Here is a 21,346-nt window from a genome sequence, read left to right on the forward strand (position 1 = left end):
GTGTAGTAAAATCAATTGATGAATTTTACTACACTCTTTATAGTCCAAATATTATCTTGCAGGAGGAATAAATCCTATTTTTTTCTGCATTTTTCTCAGCACTTTATTTGATACATAATGTGCCTTTTCTGCACCTTTTTTATAAATTTCTTCTAAATAATATTTGTTTTCCAAATAATGTTTGACTTTATCCTGTATTGGTTTAAGTTCTTGTACTATAGCCTCTGCTACATCATTTTTAAACTCTGCATACCCTAAATTCTCGTATTTCTTCTCTACTTCCTCAGCTGTAGTACCCTGAAGGGCTATAAGTATATTTATAAGATTTTTTATTCCAGGTTGATCATCACTATACTTTACTTTTCCTATACTATCAGTTACACATCTATTTATTTTTCTTCTTATAACTTCTGGTGGATCCATGATAAGTATAAAACTATTTGGATTACCAGAGGACTTCGACATCTTCTTGGTAGGTTCTTGAAGATCCATAACCTTTGCTCCGCTTTCAGGTATATATCCTTCCGGAATAGTAAAAGTAGGACTATAAATATTATTGAATCTTTGAGCTATATCACGTGTAAGCTCTATATGCTGGGTCTGATCTTTTCCAACTGGCACAAGATCTGCATTATACAAAAGTATATCTGCAGCCATTAGTACAGGATAATTTAAAAGTCCTGCACTTATCGGATCCCCTGAATCACTATATTTTTGAGATTTGTTTTTATATTGTGTCATTCGGCTAAGTTCACCTACATATGTAAAACAATTCAAAAGCCATGCAGCTTCACAATGAGTTGGAACGTGAGACTGAATAAATATAGTATTTCTTTCTGGATCTATGCCTGCAGCAAGATATATGGCAAGCACTTCTAAAGTCCTTCTTCTTAAATCCTTAGGCTGTTGTCTTACTGTTATAGCATGTAAGTCAACTACACAAAAATAACAATCATATTTATCTTGAAGTTTCACCCAGTTTTTCAAGGCCCCTAAATAATTACCTATAGTAAGATTACCTGATGGCTGAATACCACTAAATATTATTTTCTTTTTTTCTTCCATAATATAATTCCTGCTTTCTTAACTCTATCATAAAAATATATGTATAATTAATTATTGATTTATTATATCATAAAAATGAATATATAGTAAATCTCCTAATAGTAAATCTCCTATAGGATATAGGAGATTTGTCAATAAAATTATTTTGTTTTCCAAAGTCCATGAAGATTGCAATATTCTCTTGCAAATACAACCTTTTCGTTTAACTTGAATTCAGCTTGTGGCTTATCATCTGGAGTTAAATATTTTCTATAAATCTTGTTATTGTCAGTGTGAACCTCAATCCACTGAATATAATGATCTTTTGTCATTGGATGTTCAACTGAACCAACCTTTACCAATACACCATCATCAGTTTTTTCAATTACTGGTACATGCTTTTCCAACGCGGCATCTACAGTATTTGCTTCAAGAAGCTTCATTGGTTTGCCACAACAGGTCAAAATACCTCCACCAACATTCAGCACCTCTACTATATTTCCACATAATTCACATTTATAAACTTGTTTAATTTCCATTATTCCTAATCCCTCCTCATTAAGTATAATTTATTTACTCAATTATAAAATTCTACATTACTATAAAAATTCCTGCTAACAGGATTTAAATATTGACAATTATTTTGTGAACTCCTTCTTTTAAAAATGGAATTATATTATCATCTACAATATTATCATCCAGCCAAATTCCCTTATTGGAATTTTTAGTTACTTTTATATTATATATACATCCATTTCTTTTATATTTTATATCATACTCATTCCAATTTTCAGGAATACATGGATCTATTGTAAAACCTCTATTATTTTTGAACTTAAATCCGAGTATACTTTCAATACCTGCTCTATACATCCATCCAGCAGCGCCAGTATACCAGCTCCATCCTCCCCTTCCAAAATTATTTCTTGAAGCATATATGTCTGCAGCAATTACATATGGCTCCAGTTTGTATGTTTCAGCATTTATATATGATTTACTGTGATTTATTGGATTCAACATGCTGAATATACTATATGCCTTGTTATTGTATCCAAGTTCAGCAAATGCAAATATTGACCATATTGCACCATGAGTATATTGGCCGCCATTTTCTCTTATTCCAGGAAGATAGCCTTTTATATAACCCGGTTCTAAAGGAGAATTATTAAAAGCTGGTGTTAGTAGTAATACCATTCCCTTATCCTTTTTAACCAAATTTTTATTCAGTGCTTCCATGGCCTCTCTCGCTCTTGATTCTTTAGCAGCCTTTGATATTACTGCCCAGGCTTGAGCTATACAATCTATTCTACATTCATCATTTTCTATAGAACCAAGAGGTGTGCCATCATCGAAGTAAGCTCTTCTATACCAACTGCCATCCCATGCATTTTTTTCTAGGTTTTCACGTACAAATTCTTTAAGCTCGCTAAATTTTTCCACATTTTCATTATCTGATTCATGCCTGCAGATTGGTATGAATTTATCTAATATACTATATAAAAACCATCCAAGCCATACACTTTCTCCTTTTCCCTTATTTCCAACTGTACTCATGCCATCATTCCAATCACCTGAACCCATTAAGGGAATATTGTGACTTCCAAATTTAGATGCTCTTTCTATGCTCTTGATACAGTGTTCATATACAGTTCCCTTTTTCTGAGAAATTCTAGATATATTATATCTTTCATCTTCATCTTGTTTTAAAGGATCATCCTCTAAATAGTTAGTTTCTTCTTTTAAAATACTGTAATCTCCCGTATTATTTATATAGTCAGCCGTAACATACGGTAGCCATAGAAGATCATCCGAAAATCTAGTCCTTATACCACTATCTACAATAGGATGCCACCAATGCTGAACATCACCTTCCAAGTATTGTCTTGTTGTACTATATAGTATGTGCCTTCTTGTTATATCTGGGTTTAAATAACCTATTGCCATAACATCCTGAAGCTGATCTCTAAAACCATATGCCCCACCAGACTGGTAAAAAGCAGTTCTTGCCCAATATCGACATGCTAGTGATTGATACATAAGCCATCCATTGAGCATTATATCCATTGATTTATCCGGTGTTTTTATTTGTATGGTTTCAAGAAAATTATTCCAGAAAGCCTTACAATTTTCAAATTCTTCTTCCCACTTATCCATCTTATTATATTTTTCTATAACTCTATCTATATTTTCAAGGCTATCTTCCTGACCAAATAGAATAAGTACCTCTTTCTCAGAATTAGGATCTAAATCCAAATTTGAACTTTCGGCCAGGCAAGGATCGAATCCAGCACCTGAAGTATTTGACAATTTATCTTTTGTAAAACATTGAGGATTATCTATACCACTGCCTCTACCTATAAACTCTTCTCTATTTCCTGTATAGGAATAATCCTTACCACCAATAATTTTTAAATAACATATGAGATTGCCAAAATGTTCGCTGTAAGGATTCCTTGAATAGATATATTCATTTTTATTGTTGAAATTTGTAAATATATACTGAGCCGTCTTCTCATGCGAAACCCCCATAACTAATTTCGCGTAGTAAGTTATGGAAAGTTTTCTCATGCTTTTACTATTATTCTTAAGTTTTAATCTACATAATTTTACACTTTCATTCATATCTACAAACATAGTAATTTCTCCTGCTATGTCATATGCATAATGTTTAAAAATTGAATATCCAAATCCATGTTCTATTATATATTCCCCTGAATCCCTTATAGGTGCTGGTGATATACTCCAGATATTTCCTGTTTCCCTGTCTTTTATATATATAGCCTCAGCTTCCCCATCTGATACGGCATCATTAGTCCATGCTGTTAATTTATTTTCTCTGCTATTTTTATTCCATGTATAAGCTATACCTGATTCTGATACATGAAATCCAAAACTACTATTTGAAATAACATTTATCCATGGAGCTGGAGTATTGCTATAGTCTTTAAGAACTATAATATATGACTTTCCACTCTGGGAAAATCCCCCCAACCCATTAAAATAATAAAGCTTTTTAGTATCAACTTTCCAATTAAAATTATTTTCTCTTTTAAAATCTATACTCTTTTGTTCACTATTGTTTTGTGATAAAAATTTGTTGTTTTCTTTTTTATAAATTATATTTTCTTTGATTTGTTTAAACAGTTCTCCATTTTCACTATCTATAACAAGCCTTGATATTCCCTTTATAAAATTCATGTCTTCTTTTGGCATGTTACCACTATTGTATACAAATACACCTCCAGGTTCATTCTGTTTATTTCTAAGATAACTTGAATCTATAAGTTCCCTCAATTGCAATTGAACAGGAGCAGTATAAGAACTTTCTTCCAAATTAAATATAACTAAATCCACCTTTAATCCTTTTAAACAAAAATATTCATGAGCTCCTAAAATTTGTCTTACAACAGATATATATTTTTCTTGCTTAATTATAATAGTCATTATAGGTAAATCTCCTGAAATTCCATAAGACCAAAGTGAAGACTGACTTTTTTGTATGTTTTTAATATATTCACTTCTCTTTTTCATAAGTTCATTTAAGAACAGTATTCTAGATGCCATAATCTGATACATATTTATCTTTGATGATGTTAAACCAAGATACTGCATCTGCATATTTGATTCACTGGAAGACAGTTCAAATATTCTATTTACAGTTGCTATATCTCTATATTTTTCAGCTAGTTTAACCACACCTTCTCTTGAATTAGTCACAGCTGTAGTATATGCAGCCCTACATGTTTTTCCAGGTTCTATTATTACTCTAACTCTTATACTTATTACAGGATCAATTACAGAACCTATTGTCATACTTAATTGTTTATCACTATCCATCGCTCTAGGATTGGAAACGTCTCTATCTCTCCCTATAAAATTTTCTCTACTGGTCTCATATTCAAATGAACCTATCTGAATACCTTCAATTGCAACTGTCTGCATAAGCCAATTTTTTTCAGCATTCTTTGTTCTAGGTCTTCTACTGGCAATTAAACACATTGGATTTTCCAAAAATTCTGTTTGTATAAATAGATTACTAAATGCAGGATGAACTAAATCCGCATCATAAGGAGCCAATGTAACTTCTAAATAACTGGTAATTTCAATTTGCCTAACATGATTGCTGTTATTTGTAACTGAAATTTTTCTGACTTCTGCATCATCTTCCTGTGATACGGTAATTTCCATATCTGTTTTTAAATTTCCATCTTTTCTTTTAAATTCAGATCTATTCTCAGAAAACTTAACTTTATATTCTTCTCCTTCATATCTGCATGGTTCATATGAAGCACTCCAATATTCATTGGAATTTATATTTTTTATATAAAAGAACATTCCTGTATTGTCACAAACAGCATCTTCCCTCCATCTGTAAATGGTCATTTCACCCTTTTTGCTATATCCACTTCCGCTGTTTGTCACCATAACAGAATATTTTCCATTTGACATAATATTTGATTCAGGAAATTTTGTATTAGCTGTTGTGTACTCTCTTTCAAGCATATTATATGCTATTTCTTCTACTTTGTTTTTATTGTTGTTTTTCTCTGTTCTATTATAGACTATGGATTTAGGAACCTTTTCTTGAAGCAGTAATTCTACAGCCTTTACCCTAGGTATGTTATGAAATCTATTCTGAAATATATTATTTTTTAAAACATTATTTAATGACATAAGGCTCATACCTTGATGATGCACCATAAAACATTTAACTAATTTCATTTTTTTAGTATAATCCACTGCCTCATAAAAACCATATATACCTTTAGCACCAACATCAATTAATCTTTTTATATTATATATAGTTTGATGTATATCAACTTGAAGTGCCATAATGGATGCATATGGTGCAACTACAATCTCATTTGCCGTATTCCTGTCAAGTGCTATTTCCGGAACCCCAATTGCCTTGTATTGATATATGGAATTAACATCAAATCTATAATATGCACTTTCTGATATTCCCCATGGAATTCCCTTTCTCCTGGCATAGTTCATTTGTACCTTGATTACATTTTTATAGGTTTCACTTAAAAGCGTATTTGGAAAAGATTTCATTATAATAAGAGGCATTAAATATTCAAACATAGTTCCCGACCATGATATCAAGAGTTTCTCTCTTGATGCCAGTGCCATGGATCTACTCAACTTAAACCAATGATTTTTATCTATTTGATTTTTAGCAATAGCTATAAAACTTGCCTGTCTTGCTTCAGAAGCTAAAAGATCATAATGGCTTTTATCCTGTAAATTTTTATCTGCATTATATCCAATAGAAAAAAGCTGTCTTCTTTTGTCATATAGTATTCCAAAATCATGAGATTCTTCAATGCTCTTAAATCTTTTTACTATTTGCTTGAGTTTGTTTATCAAAATATCTATATTATTACTACTTGATTTCAGACAAGTTTTAAATCTTGATATAGAACTATCCTCACTATGTTTTTTATCTAAATTTTCTATTAACTGATTCATGTATTTAGGTATATCTTGAAGTGGAATATCATAGAGACTTTTATAAAACTGAGCTTTTATTTCTAAAAAATCTTCTGAATTTTTATAAAAATCCTCATTAATCCAACTTACATAACTATCAATAAATTCCAAAAAATCTTCAGCAGTATTTTTAACCTTTTTACTCCAATAGAAATCATCATATTTATGTAAAATATAGTTTGATTTCTCCCTTAAATCTTTCAATATCTCCTGCAGATTATAAATATTCATATTTCTTTTTAATTGTTCCATATTTTCTTCATATACATTTTTCACACCAACTGATTTATTGATTTCATAATTTGCTAATTTAATAGTATCTTCAATTCCATTAATATAATCTTTATTTATAATAGGTGATTTCAAATATTCACAAAGGGTTTCTTCTGTAAGACATATATAACAAACCAGATTACCGCTATCTACCGTTGAGATATACTTATTAAGCGGTTCTTTAGTTTTTATGTCATACCAATTATAAAAATGCCCATTGAATCTATCAAGTGTTTCCATAGCAGATACTATATTTTCCAACCTGTATTGAAGCTTACCTATAGTAATATATCCCAAATCATAGGCAACTAAATTTGATGTTATACCCATAGCAATATTAGTTGGGGAAGTCCTGTATGCCAGACCTACAGGAGGATCTTCCTGATAATTATCTGGAGCTAACCAATTACTTTTCTCCGTAATAAAATCTTCAAAATAAGCCCAGGTCCTTCTTGAAATTTCTCTCAGAGTTCCAATTTCTTCCGAGCTTAGTTCATCATACCTAACATTTTTGTCTTGGCTTATTTTATATGCAATATATGGTGATAAAGCCCATACAATACATGAAGGAAGAAGTAAAAATCCTGTAACTTGAGAATTATAGAACGCCAGTACTTCTATAAGTACTGCTATAGTGCTGCCTGAATACATAGACTTTATATAGTCAATAAACTTTTTACCTGATTTTAATTCTACATCCGCTGCAGTCTGCCATTCAAGCAAATGCTGCTTGCTTATAAACATTCTATATAGTGTCCTAAAAATAGCATCCATCATTAAGTATGCTTTATATGGTATGAATATAAATATAAGAATAAATTGTTCTGCGGTAATTTTAAAACTATTGACTCTGCCTGATAGACTTATTCCTCTAGATGGTAACACCACTGAATCGGATACATTGAAAAATACAGGACATATAAGAGTTATCAATGCTATAGAAAGACCTTTATCTGGATTTTTAAATACTATAAGAGACCAAAAAATAAGGGCTATTATTGAAGGAGATATCAAGCTCCTTCTTAAATTGTCAATTATCTTCCATATGGATAATTTATTTAGTCCTTTATTTTTAAATATCCATGGAATCAGCTGCCAATCCCCTCTAACCCACCTGTGGAGTCTTTTTGAACTTGCATTATAATATGCAGGATATCCATCTATAAGTTCTATATCCGTAACTAGTGCTCCTCTTACATAACATCCTTCAAGTAAATCATGACTTAATACTGAATTTTCCGGTATTTTGTCTTTTAAGACAGTTATAAAAGTATCTATATCATAAATTCCCTTTCCAGTAAATATACCTTCATCAAAAAGATCTTCATATACATTTGAAATTGCATTGGTATATAAATCTATTCCGGTTTCTCCAGAAAAAATATTGGAATAAATAGTCTTATTCGCACTAAGAGTTCCTACACTTATTCTAGGTTGCATTAATCCATGTCCCCTTATAACTTTTCCATTTATCAAATAAGGTCTGTTTAGGACATGTGCCATAGCACCTATAAGTACTTTTGCAGTATCTTTAGGAAGTTTGGTGTCTGCATCAAGAGTTATAATATATTTTACTTTGTTTAGTTTTTTTATATCTCCACTCATAACATCATAACTAGTAGAATCACTACCTCTCATGAGATAACTAAATTCCATAATTTTTCCACGTTTTCTTTCCCATCCAATCCACTTTTTTTCACATTCATTGTATCTTCTATACCTTGAAAAGAAATAAAATTTATCATCATTATTTCCACAATACCTCATGTTTAATTTTTTGATCATGTCAATTGCAGTGTCAACTATTAATTTATCATCTTGTTCATGCTGGTTGATACTATCTTTAAAATCTGAGAGAATGGCAAAGTATAAATTTTTTTCTTGATTTGCAAGATAGTATACTTCTATTTCTTCAATAATATTTTTAAGTTCATTTACATTATTTAAAATTGTAGGTATAACTACCATAGTTGTATATTTATCTGGTATTCCAGATTTGAATTCCAACTTAGGTATGAATTTAGGCTCTACAAGCTTATTTATACTATAATTAAAAAGTGATATAAATATCTCACTTATTGGTACAGCAAGAAGTATAAATGTTATTATATACTTCCATACATTATTATAGGTTGGGTTGTATATATCCATATAACTTATAAAGGCACTTGCAATTACAGTCACAGCTATTATGCTCCATATATATTCACCTATGGTTAGTACTATATTGTTTCTATATGAACATTTGTAATTTTTTCCCGAATCTTTTATCTTATTTTTAAGACATTCGAATCCCTTATCAATTATATAGTATCCTACATGCATTTTATACTCTTCTACGTTTAATCCATTTTTCTTCTGATTTAAAGCTTCTTCAGCACATTCTATAGACTTTTTAGCTATAAAGCCTTCTGATAAACTAAATCTTTTAGATAGTTTTTCTATACAGTGTCTATAATAATCTCTTGACTTGAAATCCATATTTTCATAAATTTCAAGTGGATCTTTTCTTAATATTTTTTCTACATTGCTTAATCTTTCAAAATTTTTTCTCCAATTAAGTGTTGAAATATCCCTTATAGCATTAAATGAGTTACTCATGGAAATTTGGTAATTGCTTTGATTTTGATGATCTATATTAGTCATTAAATCAATAGTTCCATCTTGTTTGCTAAGTTCTCCATCTATCCATTTATAAACTTCTGAGTTCTGTATAAAATTATCTCTAAGTATTTTTATAAGTCTTTCTGTAAAAGCTGGGGTAAATTTTATATTTTCATCTTTCAAATTCTGGATCTGATCTATCTTGTTTTTGCTATTTATATCTATTATTCTATTTGCTATAATTTCCCCTCTATTTTTTTCTTTCTGCTCACAAACTATATTATTGGTTATTACACTTATATTTTGAATCAAAGCTATTCTAAGCATTATTGGGAATGCCCAAATTTCTCCAATAGTAAGTAATGTATTTTCCTGATATGCATTTATAAATATTTCTATATTTTCCTCAGAAGTTTTTCCATAAGTTCTTGATAACATTTCTACTGCAATATAATATATTCTTGGATATCCCTTCATATATCCCCTTTTCATAATAGGAAGGCTTTTATAATATTCCAAAGGCATATTATATCTTATATCTTTATATTCTCTTTGAACTAGATAAAAATTATCAAGTATCCATCTAGCACATTGAACTATCTCTTTTCTGTTTTCAAATTGTTCGTTTAAAAAATTATATCCTTCCTCTATATTTCTATAACATAGATTCAAATTTTTTATTAATTTTCTTTTACAATTTTTTATTTTAACATCAGAAGGCATGGATGCTATTTTATGTGCATGTATTTTTAAATTTTCCCTGTCTTGATCTACAGTACTCATATCCTCCATGATATTTTCATCGTCACAACTAAACTTATTTAATATAATATATATTAATAATAAAATCAATATTATAGTCGTTAAAATACTGATATACAACAGCATAAAAAAATTCATCCTTTCTTGTGAAGAGAATACTTCACTTTGATTATTGTTCCCAATAACCTGCAAAATATTAATTCACAAAAGGATGAATTTTAGAAATCAAATATACTTTTTACAATTTATTAAATCATTAATTCTCCACTTATTATATCCTGTAAACTCTGTCTTTTACAAACTAATGAGGTCATTCCTTCATTAACAAATACTACTGCAGGCCTCTCAGCCTTATTATAATTACTGGCCATGGAATAACCATATGCTCCAGTACTAAATACCGCTAAAATATCCCCACTGTTGATTTTAGGAAGCTCTACTTCATTTATTAATATATCTCCAGATTCACAAAATTTACCGGCTATAGTTACTTTTTCTGTATAATCTGAGCTCATATTATTTGCCACTGCACATTCATAATCTGCTCTATAAAGTGACGGCCTTATATTATCAGCCATTCCTCCATCTACAGATACATACTTTCTTATATTGGGAATATTTTTTATAGCCCCAACTGTATATAATGTGGTACCAGCATTTCCAATTATGGATCTTCCCGGTTCAATTACCAATGCTGGGAGTTTTATATTTAAATCCTTAGCCTTTTTTTCTGCACTTTCCAATATAATAGAACAAAATTCTTCTATAGGCTTTGGATTATCACCATCACTATAGTATATTCCAAAACCTCCGCCTAAATCCAGCTCTTCAACATCGCATTTAAATTTGTATTGTATATCTTTTACTAGTGACAACATTACTTCAACTTCGTGGCAATACGGAACTACTTCAAATATCTGTGATCCTATATGAGAATGCAAACCTGTAAATTTTATATTCGAAAGTTCCAATGCTTTTTTTACTGCATCTTCAGCTTTATTGCCCAAAATGCTGAAACCAAACTTAGAATCTATCTGTCCTGTCTTTATATAATCATGTGTATGTGCTTCTATGCCTGGAGTAATTCTAAGTAATATATCCTGAATCTTATTTTCCTCTATGGCAACAGAATTTATTTTTTCCATTTCTTCTATATTATCAACTACAAATCTTCCGACTCCCAGCCTTACTGCCATTTTAATTTCATCCAAAGTTTTATTATTTCCATGAAAATAAATCTTTTCCATAGGGAATTTACTTTTATATGCAGTATATAATTCTCCACCAGATACTACATCAAGACACAATCCTTCACTTTTTATAAGTTGACACATGGACAAAGTCAAAAATGCCTTACCTGCATAGGCCACTTTATTTAGACCTTTATCGGCCTTAAAGGATTTATAATATCTACTGCATTTATCTCTAACTAATTTTTCATCAATAACATAAAGAGGTGTTCCAAATTTATTTACCAAGTCTAACGTACTAACCCCATCAATGTATAGAGTGTTGTCCTTAACTTTCATATTGTTGAATAATTTCAAGAAAGTTTCCTCCTAAACATTTCATTTCTATTGTGATTTATAGATTAAATTCTTTTGCTACTATTTTGACAGTTCTAAGTTTATCCTCATGCTTTATTGCACAAGTTACTCTTATTTCAGATGTAGTTATCATTTTTACTTGTATGTTATTTTCTCTAAAAAGCTTAAACATTTTAGCTGCTACTCCAGATGTAGTTTTCATTCCTATACCAACTATAGAAAATTTAGTTATATCTTCATCTACATCTACTTGAGTTTTTACATTACAATGATCTTTTAATATATTTAAACATTCGTCTAATTCAAGCTTTGGTATTGTAAATGATATATTTATTTTATCATCTATAGGTGCAGTCTGACTTATCATGTCTATATTAATCTTTTTGCTTGCAATACTTTCAAATAAATTTGAAATCAAATTTATTTCCCCATTGATATTTTTTATAGTTACAGCTACATCATCATCACTAGTAGCAACTCCTGTTACAGGCTTATTTTCCATATTCATATTGCTTTCCCCCTTTATAATGGTTCCCTTTATTTTACTGTTGCTTAGTCCAACATATATGGGTATATTGTATTTTTGTCCAAGTTCTATTGATCTAGGATGCATTACCTGTGCTCCAAGGCTCGAAAGTTCAAGCATTTCTTCATAATCTATTTCATCAAGTTTTCTTGCTTTTTTGTATTCTCTTGGATCTACACTGTATATTCCGTCAACATCAGTATAAATTTCACAGACACCGTCCAGCTTTGCAGCTATAGCTACAGCAGTAGTATCGGATCCTCCTCTTCCAAGTGTAGTTATGTTTCCCTCTTCATTTATACCTTGAAATCCAGCTACAATTATTATTTTTCCATCATCAATACTCTTTTTTAATCTGTCTTTATTTATATCTTCTATAAGCGATTTTCCATACTGTCCGCTAGTCTTTATACCGATTTGATATGCAGTATAACTTATAGCATCCTCACCTGATGCTTTAATAGCCATGGCAAGTAATGCTGCAGATCTCATCTCTCCAGTAGATAATAAGGCATCCAATTCTCTTTTATCTGGATTGTCGGTAACTTGATTTGCAAGATCTATCAATTCATCTGTAGTATCACCCATAGCTGATACTACAACTACCATACTATTTCCAGATTTTTTTCTATCTATTACAGTTTTTGCTATATTTTTTATTTTTTCTACTGTACTAACAGAACTTCCTCCATATTTTTGAACAACAATTGCCACAATACCACTCCTTAAAACTTTATAAAATAAATGCAGCAAAGGAACACCTCTACTGCAAAAATCATGCAATGCCGTGTTACCTTTGTAGCTCTCCACTAAAAATAATTTAAATCTAGTGACAGACCTGAATATATTCTATACAAGTCCAAAAGATAATCCCGCCAAATTATCTCCTTCGGCTGTAATTCCTTTCTTTGAATTTAATAACACCTGCCAGCTAAAATCAAATACTCTTAATTACAGCACCTCTACCCTAGGTAGGTCAAATTTTTAAATTTCTCTAAGTTTAACATAAATATTTACATATTTCAACTATATTTTTATAAATCATAAAATTCTTTGAATGATCTTAATGCATATATATAATCTTTTACACCACCAAGTTCTCTTATGGAATGCATTGACAATATTGCAAGTCCCATATCAACAGACATAATATTCACATGACTTGAAGATATAGGCCCTATAGTTGATCCTCCTCTTTCATCTGATCTATTTACAAATGTTTGTACAGGAATACCAGCATTATGACACACTTCTTTGTATACAGCACCAGACACACCATCAGTAGTATAACTTTGACTGGCACTTATCTTTATAATAGGACCTTCATTTATTATAGGTCTGTTTACAGGATCTGATTTTTCTTGATAATTAGGATGAAGTGCATGTCCTAAATCACAGGATATTATAAAAGATTTAGCTATAGATCTATAGAACTCATCTTTATCTTTTCCAAGATTAATTGCTATCCTTTCAAGAATAGATGACAGCATAGGGGAATCTGCACCTTGTTTTGTCATACTTCCAACTTCTTCATTATCAAAACATACCATTATACTGGTAGTTTTTTGAGGTTTTGCACCGCATATTGATTTTATCCCTGAATATACCATACTGAGATCATCCAGCCTTCCTGAAGATATAAACTCGCTGTCTGCACCCACTATTTTTCCCTTTTCAAATTCATATAGATATAAATCAAAATCCAATATATCCTCTTTATTTACAGAAAGCTGTTGTGAAATAATTCCAAGAAGATATTCCCCCTTTTCAAATTTATCATTTACAAGAGCTAGAAGTGGAAGTAAATGCTTCTGCCTGTTTAGTTTTATACCAGAATTCACATCCCTATTCATATGTATTGCAAGATTTGGTATTACCACAAGTGGTTTTTCCATATTTAAAAGCCTTATATCAGGTGAAAACGGATCCTGTCCTTTTAAAACAACTCTTCCAGCTATGGAAAGAGGCCTATCCATCCAGGTATTTAATATTGGTCCTCCATACACTTCTGTGTTTAATTTTACATATGAATTTTCTACTTCTATATCTGCATTTGGTTTTATTCTAAAACCTGGAGAATCAGTATGAGCTGCTATTATTTTAAATCCATGATTTTCTAGATCTTCACTTCCTACTATAAATGCAATTAGTGCAGATTGATTTTTTACTATAAAATATTTACCGCCTTTTTCAAGATTCCATGGCTCTTCTTCTTTAATTTCAGTAAAACCTGATCTTTGAAGCAATAATGATGCATTTTTTACTGCATGGTATGCAGTAGGGCTTGCATATATATAATCTATAAGTTCCTGTACCTCTTTAATATCAGCATATTCCACACTCTCACCCCATTTTCATATACTTTTTACTCTAAATCCTTTGTCTGAAGCAACTTCTCTTCCTATCATAACTATCTTTCCCGTAATACAATTTACACAGTGTGCAGGAGTATCTCCAGTACATATTTTTCCAGGATAAAGTGCATATAGTTTTCTATAAATCCCTTCAGTCACATTAGGCATAACAACATTTGATCCACTATTCAATGCTATAGTTCTGCCATTTGGATTCAAAGTCTCCATGGCAGTAGTAGCTGGTATGTTTATATCTGGCATTAAAAGCCTTGTCATAGCTACTACTTTTAGTGCTAATTTAAAACTACCTCCCTCAGCTTCCTTAAGGGGTGTATCTGCATTTGGTATAAATGGACCTACTCCTACCATATCCGCATCTATGTCTTTAAAAAACAATATATCATCTGCCAATGACTCTAAACTTTGACCTGGAAGTCCTATCAAACATCCTGTCCCAACTTCATAACCCAGTTTTTTCAAATCATCAAGGCATCTCTTTCTATTCTCATGACTCATTCCTGGATCCATATTTTCATATAATTCAGGATCCGTAGTTTCTATTCTTATAAGATATCTGTCAGCTCCTGCCTCTTTATATGCCTCATATTCTTCAAAAGTCTTTTCCCCTATACTCAAAGTGATGGCAATATCCATTTTCTTTATATTTGATATAATATACTTCATCATATCAACAGTATAATAGTCATCTTCACCAGATTGCATAACTACAGTTCTATATCCATATCCAACGGCCTTTTTAGCCAATTCTATAATTTTATCCGGTGGAATTCTATATCTTTCTATACTCTTGTTTGAGTGTCTTAATCCACAATACATGCAGTTTCTCTTGCATATATTTGAAAATTCTATAAGACCTCTTAAATGCACTTTGTCACCTACATATTTCTTTCTCACTCTATCAGCTGCCCTAAAAAGAGCTTCATCATATTTACTTTCTCTAAATAAAGATACCATATCTTTCTTTTCCATATAGTGTAGCTCTTCTGCATTTTTTATTACATCCAGCAAGTCGTCTTTCATACTAATTCAAATCCCTTCTGAAAACTAAAATATATCAAAAGTCTTATATACATGCAGCTGGTGAAGCGCTCTTGTTGCCATTATATATTTAAGTTTATTCTCATTTTGTGAGGATATTGAAAAATTATCTATCATCAGAACTGCATCAAATTCCAAACCCTTTGCAAAATAGCTTGGAAGTATTACCTCTCCCTTAGAATATATCATATTTTCCCTATCAAATGTATCTATATGGATTTTATTTTTGAGAAATCCATCTATCAACTTTACTTCTCTCATGGATCTACATACCACAGCTATACTTTCATATCCATCCTGCTTTAGTTGAACTATATCATGGACAATATTATCTATAAGATCATTTATGCCATGGACTTGTATATCCTTAACTTCCTTTCCAGATCTAACTGAAGATATGGAATCTATACTATTATCTAAATATTTATTTGCATATTCAATAATCTGACTTGTAGATCTATAGCTAGTTTTCATTGAAAAATATTTAATATGTTCATTATTAAATATTTTTTTCAAACTCATCATGTCACATTTATCTGACACTGGGATAATTCTCTGATTTGTATCTCCTACTATAGTAAATGATTTACAATTTGTAATTTGTTTTATAACTATAAATTCCAAACTAGAATAATCCTGTGCCTCATCTATTACTATGTGCCTTAAATTCAAATTATATTTTAATCCTTCTAGTTTTATTTTAAGATATAATATAGGTGCTAAATCTTCATATATAATTTTGTGATTATTATTAAAATCATTATATATATTAATTATATCTGGATTTTTAAACCAAGACAATTTTTCATTTTTAACTTTTATAACTTCTTCAATTACATTTTTTATTGCATTTTTTCTTCTAAATTCTAAATTAGTAGCTCTAGTATTTAACTCGCTCTCTGCCAAATTAGATATACTTTTTTTATAATCTTCATTTATTTTTCTTACAATTTTATTCCTTTTATCTCGTATTTTGGAATATATCACGCGAATTATTCTGTCACTTCTCTTAAAAAGAGGCATATATTTAAAATGTATATTTAACATATCTTGTATTTCTGATTTTTTAACTATTATCTCATCATAGAATTTCACATCTTCAACTTTAAAATAGTTATTTTCAATATCAGAAATTAATGAATCAAGGTCATTAATATACTCAGTTGATCTTTTATACATAATTTCGTCTTTGAAATTATTTTTGTTCCACAATATATCTTCCATATATTCCTTAAAATCCAAAATATTATCTATACCGGCAATGCCAGAAGCAAATTCTCTAAAAGTCGTCTGCATTACTCCTTCTTCTCCAAGGCTTGGTAGGACTGTAGAGATATAGTCCATAAATATACTGTTGGGTCCAAGTATGAGCACCTTCCCTTTCAGTTCAGCTCTATAATTATATAAAAGATACGCTATTCTATGGAGAGCTATTGTAGTTTTACCACTACCCGCAGCTCCATTTACAACCATAATGCTCTTTCTAGGTTGTCTTATAAGTTCATCCTGTTCTTTTTGTATGGTCATAACTATATTTTTTAATTTTTGATTGGAATTTTGACTCAAAACAGCTTGCAGTATTTCATCCTTAACATTTAAGCTTGAATCAAACATGCCTTTCAATTTTCCATCTTTTATTATAAATTGTCTTTTAGATAAGATATTTGCCTTTTCTCTTCCTTCAGGTGCAGTATATTCTACATCTCCCAATTTTCCCTCATAAAATAATGAACTTACAGGAGATCTCCAATCAACTACTATCGGCTCATATTCATCTTCACTAGTTACTCCAAATCTTCCTATATATATTATTTCTTCGCCATATTTATCAACAAAGTCTATTTTTCCGAAATATGGTGAATCTTTTAAAATTGTAAATTGTTTGAGCTTCATATCTATTAATTTAAATTGTTCTTCTTTTACAAATATCTCATGATTAAAATAATCTATCTTTTTATCTTCATCATCTCTATATTCTTCAAGATTTTTTTCTCTATATTTTAAGATAAAGTCAACTACCTTTTTTCTAGTATCTATAAACTTCAAGATCTGATTATTAATTTCTTTAATAGTATCATCTAATTTTTCTTTTTCTTTATTTATCTCAATTTCCTTCAAAAGCTCTTTTTCCAATTCTGTATTCTTCATAAATCTATCCCCATTTTCACAAAATATATCTTAATCTGAATTCAATGGAAGTTGTTTCTTATAATTTTTTACTATATCCATAAACTCATCACCCATAAGAGTTTCTTTTTCAATAAGTAAATTCGATATTTCCTCCAAAAGATCCATATTATTCTCAAGTATACTGACAGCATCCTCATGGCATTTTTTAATTATATTTAAAGTTTCCTCATCAATAATAGCCGCTGTTTGAGCACTACAGTTTTGAACTGGTCTTCCATCTAGATATTTATTCTGCATGGATTCCAAACCCATCATATCAAATCTGTCTGTCATTCCATACATAGTTACCATGCTTCTAGCCATTTGAGTGGCTCTTTCTATATCATTTGCTGCTCCTGTTGATATACTACTGAATTTAACTTCCTCTGCTGACCTTCCCCCTAACATGACACATATCTTATCTAACATTTCCTGCTTCGTATTCAAGTATTTTTCTTCTTCTGGAAGTTGCATTGTATAACCTAGTGCTCCCATAGTTCTTGGGACTATGGTTATCTTGTGAACAGGATCCGTATGTTTTAAAAGAGCAGCTATAAGCGCATGACCTACTTCATGAAAAGCAACCTTTTGCTTTTCCTCCGAAGAAAGTATTCTATCTTTTTTCTCTTTACCAGCTATAATAACTTCAACTGCTTCTTCCAAATCTTCCTGTTTCACAGACATTCTTCCATTTTTTACAGCTCTTAGAGCAGCCTCATTTATCATATTGGCCAAATCAGCTCCTACTGCACCTGGAGTAGCCTTCGCTATATCATTCAAATCAACATCAGTAGAAACCCTTACACCTTTTATATGAACTTTTAATATTTCTTCTCTACCTTTTAAATCAGGTCTGTCAACTATTACCCTCCTATCAAATCTGCCCGGTCTTAAAAGCGCTTTATCAAGTACTTCCGGTCTATTGGTAGCTGCCAGTATAACTACACCCTTAGATGAGTCGAATCCATCCATTTCAGCTAGAAGCTGATTTAAAGTTTGTTCTCTTTCGTCATTCCCACCAGATATATTGCCATCTCTACTTTTACCTATTGCATCAATTTCATCAATAAATACTATACAAGGTGCCTTTTCCTGTGCCTGTTTAAAAAGATCTCTGACTCTAGCTGCACCCATTCCAACAAACATCTCTACAAATCCAGATCCCGAAATAGAAAAAAATGGTACCTTTGCTTCTCCTGCAACTGCCTTAGCAAGGAGCGTTTTTCCCGTTCCTGGAGGCCCTACAAGGAGTGCACCTTTAGGTAATTTAGCTCCTATTGCTACATATTTTTGAGAATTATGAAGAAAATCTACTATTTCAACTAGAGACTCTTTTGCTTCCTCTTGCCCTGCCACATCTCCAAAATTTACACCGGTTTCATTCTCCGCATATATCTTGGCGGTATTCTTACCAAATGACATAACTCCGCTTCCCATCTTTTTACCAAATACACCAAGAAAAAGTCTCCACATCAAACCTAATATTATAATTGGTATTACCCAAACTGTAAAAAAGTTTTTTACTGCTGAATTTTCCTGTTGAATACCTCCATATTTAACTTTAGCCTTATCTAATTTTTCAACTAGATCTGGATCATTAATTCTTTCAGTATATAAAATTTTTCCGTTGTTATCCTGTTTAGGAATAATCATTAATTTATCCCTGCTTATTTGTACTTCAGCAACTTTATTCTGATTAACATAATTCATAAAATCACTATATTGTATATGCTGAGATTTCATACCGCTTATGTAATCATTTAATACAAATATTATTACAATAACAGCTAAAGCATAATATATAGTATACTTCCATTTATTGCCGTTAAATTTCTTATTATTGGGCATATTTATCCTCCACTTTATTTCATATATATTTATATTATAACAATAAATAGACTTTTTCCGAATAGCATTAATAAAAATTTTTATATATTTCCATGAACATATTGAAAATATTATGAAAATCTCTAAAATTTGCGGCAATAAATTTTAGGGATTTTCTTTATTTTATTTAGCCAATTCATATATTGCATGAGCATATATCTTGGCATTTCTAATTATGTGGTCTATTTTTATATATTCATTTGAATTGTGAATTGTCTCCGGTTCTCCCAATATCATTGGCCCAAAGGCAACCATATTGGGCATATCCTTTGCATAAGTTCCCCCGCCTATAGCAAGAAGTTTAGCTTCTTCTCCAGTTTGTTCAGTATAAACTTTCTGCAATATCTTAATTAAAGGATGTTTCTCTGGGAAAAATAAGGGTTTCTGATGCATCATATTTTGAATTCCAAATCCTAATCCAGATATTCTATTATTAAACGGTCCCATCATATCTTCATATTTAAAAGTTACTGGATATCTGAGATTAAATGCTATAGAAATTTTATTATCCTTCATATGGGCTGCTCCTATATTAAATGTAAGCTTACCTGATTCTTTATCTTCAAGTGATAATCCAAAAGATTTTCCATCTGTTTCATAACCTACATATCTATTGAAAAAATCTATTACATCGGATATATCTGATTTTTCAATTTTTAATGCCCCTAATATCTTAAAAATCTGCATTACTGCATTCTTGCCAAGTTCTGGAGTACTCCCGTGAGCTGCCAATCCAGTAACGGTTATTACAACTAATCCTTTTTTACATTCTACTTTTGCTTCTATACTATTTTCATTACAAAATTTATTTATAGACTTTATAATATCTTCTGGATTCTTAACTTTTAACCCAGCCTCACAATGGTTTGGAACCACATTGGCACGTTCGCCGCCTTCTATATATTCTATAGATATATCTCCACGAGACTTTACCTTAATATTTTTAACCAAATCAAATGTTACTATACCCTTTTCAGCATATATAATAGGATAGTCTCCATCTGGCGTAAAACCCATTATAGGAGGTTTTTCCCTATCTTTATAATATTGAATTTCAGAACATCCATTTTCCTCATTAGTTCCAAAAATTATTCTAACTCTCTTGGAAAGAGGAAGTTTTAAATCTTTTATAACTTTAAGGGAGTAAAGAGTAGTTATAATAGGCCCTTTATCATCCATAGTTCCACGTCCATACATTTTTCCATCGTGAATTTCAGCACCATAAGGTGGAAATTCCCACCCCTTTCCTTCAGGGACTACATCAAGGTGCCCCAAAACAGCAACATAGTCTTCTCCTTCACCATACTCTGCATAACCTACATAACCATCTAGATTTTTAGTCTTGAATCCCAGTCTTTCAGAAATTTCAAGTGCCTTATCCAATGCTTTTGACACACCTTCTCCAAAAGGCTTACCTGGTTTTTTCTCATCTGTTACACTTTTTATTTGAACAATTTCCTTAATAGATTTTATCATTTCATCTTTTATTTCTTCAACTCTATCATTTATTCCCATAATTAAACCTCCACTCTGTTTAAATATCAAATCTCAGATATCAAAATGCAAATATTGTAGCTATTCAGTTGATACCAAATATCTCAATTATTTGCATTTTGTTCTTTTTA

The 21,346-nt window shown here is 30.8% G+C and carries 10 protein-coding genes and 1 riboswitch; all 10 genes read right to left on the reverse strand.

The features are described 5' to 3' along the window. Nucleotides 1–51 precede the first annotated feature (51 nt). The 10 genes from trpS to pepV all read right to left on the reverse strand — a co-directional run bounded on the left by trpS (nucleotide 52) and on the right by pepV (nucleotide 21,236). Nucleotides 52–1,065, reverse strand: a complete 1,014-nt coding sequence (gene trpS / locus J418_RS0111050) for a tryptophan--tRNA ligase (protein ID WP_017751501.1) — start codon at nucleotides 1,063–1,065, stop codon at nucleotides 52–54. Between the two features lie 140 nt (nucleotides 1,066–1,205). Next, complete coding sequence (locus tag J418_RS0111055) at nucleotides 1,206–1,583, reverse strand: desulfoferrodoxin (RefSeq protein ID WP_017751500.1); 378 nt, start codon at nucleotides 1,581–1,583, stop codon at nucleotides 1,206–1,208. An 85-nt stretch (nucleotides 1,584–1,668) separates the two neighbouring features. Further along, complete coding sequence (locus J418_RS0111060) at nucleotides 1,669–10,305, reverse strand: glycoside hydrolase family 94 protein (RefSeq protein ID WP_080629782.1); 8,637 nt, start codon at nucleotides 10,303–10,305, stop codon at nucleotides 1,669–1,671. Nucleotides 10,306–10,427: 122 nt separating this feature from the next. Further along, nucleotides 10,428–11,726 carry a diaminopimelate decarboxylase gene (lysA, locus tag J418_RS0111065; protein ID WP_017895586.1) on the reverse strand — a complete coding sequence of 433 codons (1,299 nt, stop codon included), beginning with the start codon at nucleotides 11,724–11,726 and terminating at the stop codon, nucleotides 10,428–10,430. A 37-nt stretch (nucleotides 11,727–11,763) separates the two neighbouring features. Further along, nucleotides 11,764–12,966, reverse strand: coding sequence for an aspartate kinase (locus J418_RS0111070; protein ID WP_017895587.1), 1,203 nt, complete (start codon nucleotides 12,964–12,966; stop codon nucleotides 11,764–11,766). A 77-nt stretch (nucleotides 12,967–13,043) separates the two neighbouring features. Then, nucleotides 13,044–13,225, reverse strand: a riboswitch (Lysine riboswitch). 61 nt (nucleotides 13,226–13,286) lie between these two features. Then, complete coding sequence (locus J418_RS0111075; protein WP_017751496.1) at nucleotides 13,287–14,591, reverse strand: M18 family aminopeptidase; 1,305 nt, start codon at nucleotides 14,589–14,591, stop codon at nucleotides 13,287–13,289. Nucleotides 14,592–14,606: 15 nt separating this feature from the next. Then, nucleotides 14,607–15,647 carry a [FeFe] hydrogenase H-cluster radical SAM maturase HydE gene (gene hydE / locus J418_RS0111080; RefSeq protein ID WP_017751495.1) on the reverse strand — a complete coding sequence of 347 codons (1,041 nt, stop codon included), beginning with the start codon at nucleotides 15,645–15,647 and terminating at the stop codon, nucleotides 14,607–14,609. Between the two features lie 24 nt (nucleotides 15,648–15,671). Continuing rightward, on the reverse strand, nucleotides 15,672–17,813 hold the full coding sequence (locus J418_RS0111085) for a HelD family protein (protein ID WP_017895588.1): 2,142 nt from the start codon (nucleotides 17,811–17,813) through the stop codon (nucleotides 15,672–15,674). Between the two features lie 30 nt (nucleotides 17,814–17,843). Beyond that, nucleotides 17,844–19,682, reverse strand: coding sequence for an ATP-dependent zinc metalloprotease FtsH (gene ftsH, locus J418_RS0111090; RefSeq protein WP_017895589.1), 1,839 nt, complete (start codon nucleotides 19,680–19,682; stop codon nucleotides 17,844–17,846). Nucleotides 19,683–19,844: 162 nt separating this feature from the next. Continuing rightward, nucleotides 19,845–21,236: a dipeptidase PepV gene (gene pepV, locus J418_RS0111095; RefSeq protein ID WP_017895590.1), complete on the reverse strand. Its 1,392-nt coding sequence runs from the start codon at nucleotides 21,234–21,236 to the stop codon at nucleotides 19,845–19,847. Between the last annotated feature and the right edge of the window lie 110 nt (nucleotides 21,237–21,346).

It is taken from the genome of Clostridium tyrobutyricum DSM 2637 = ATCC 25755 = JCM 11008, from assembly GCF_000359585.1.
Lineage (GTDB): Bacteria > Bacillota > Clostridia > Clostridiales > Clostridiaceae > Clostridium_B > Clostridium_B tyrobutyricum.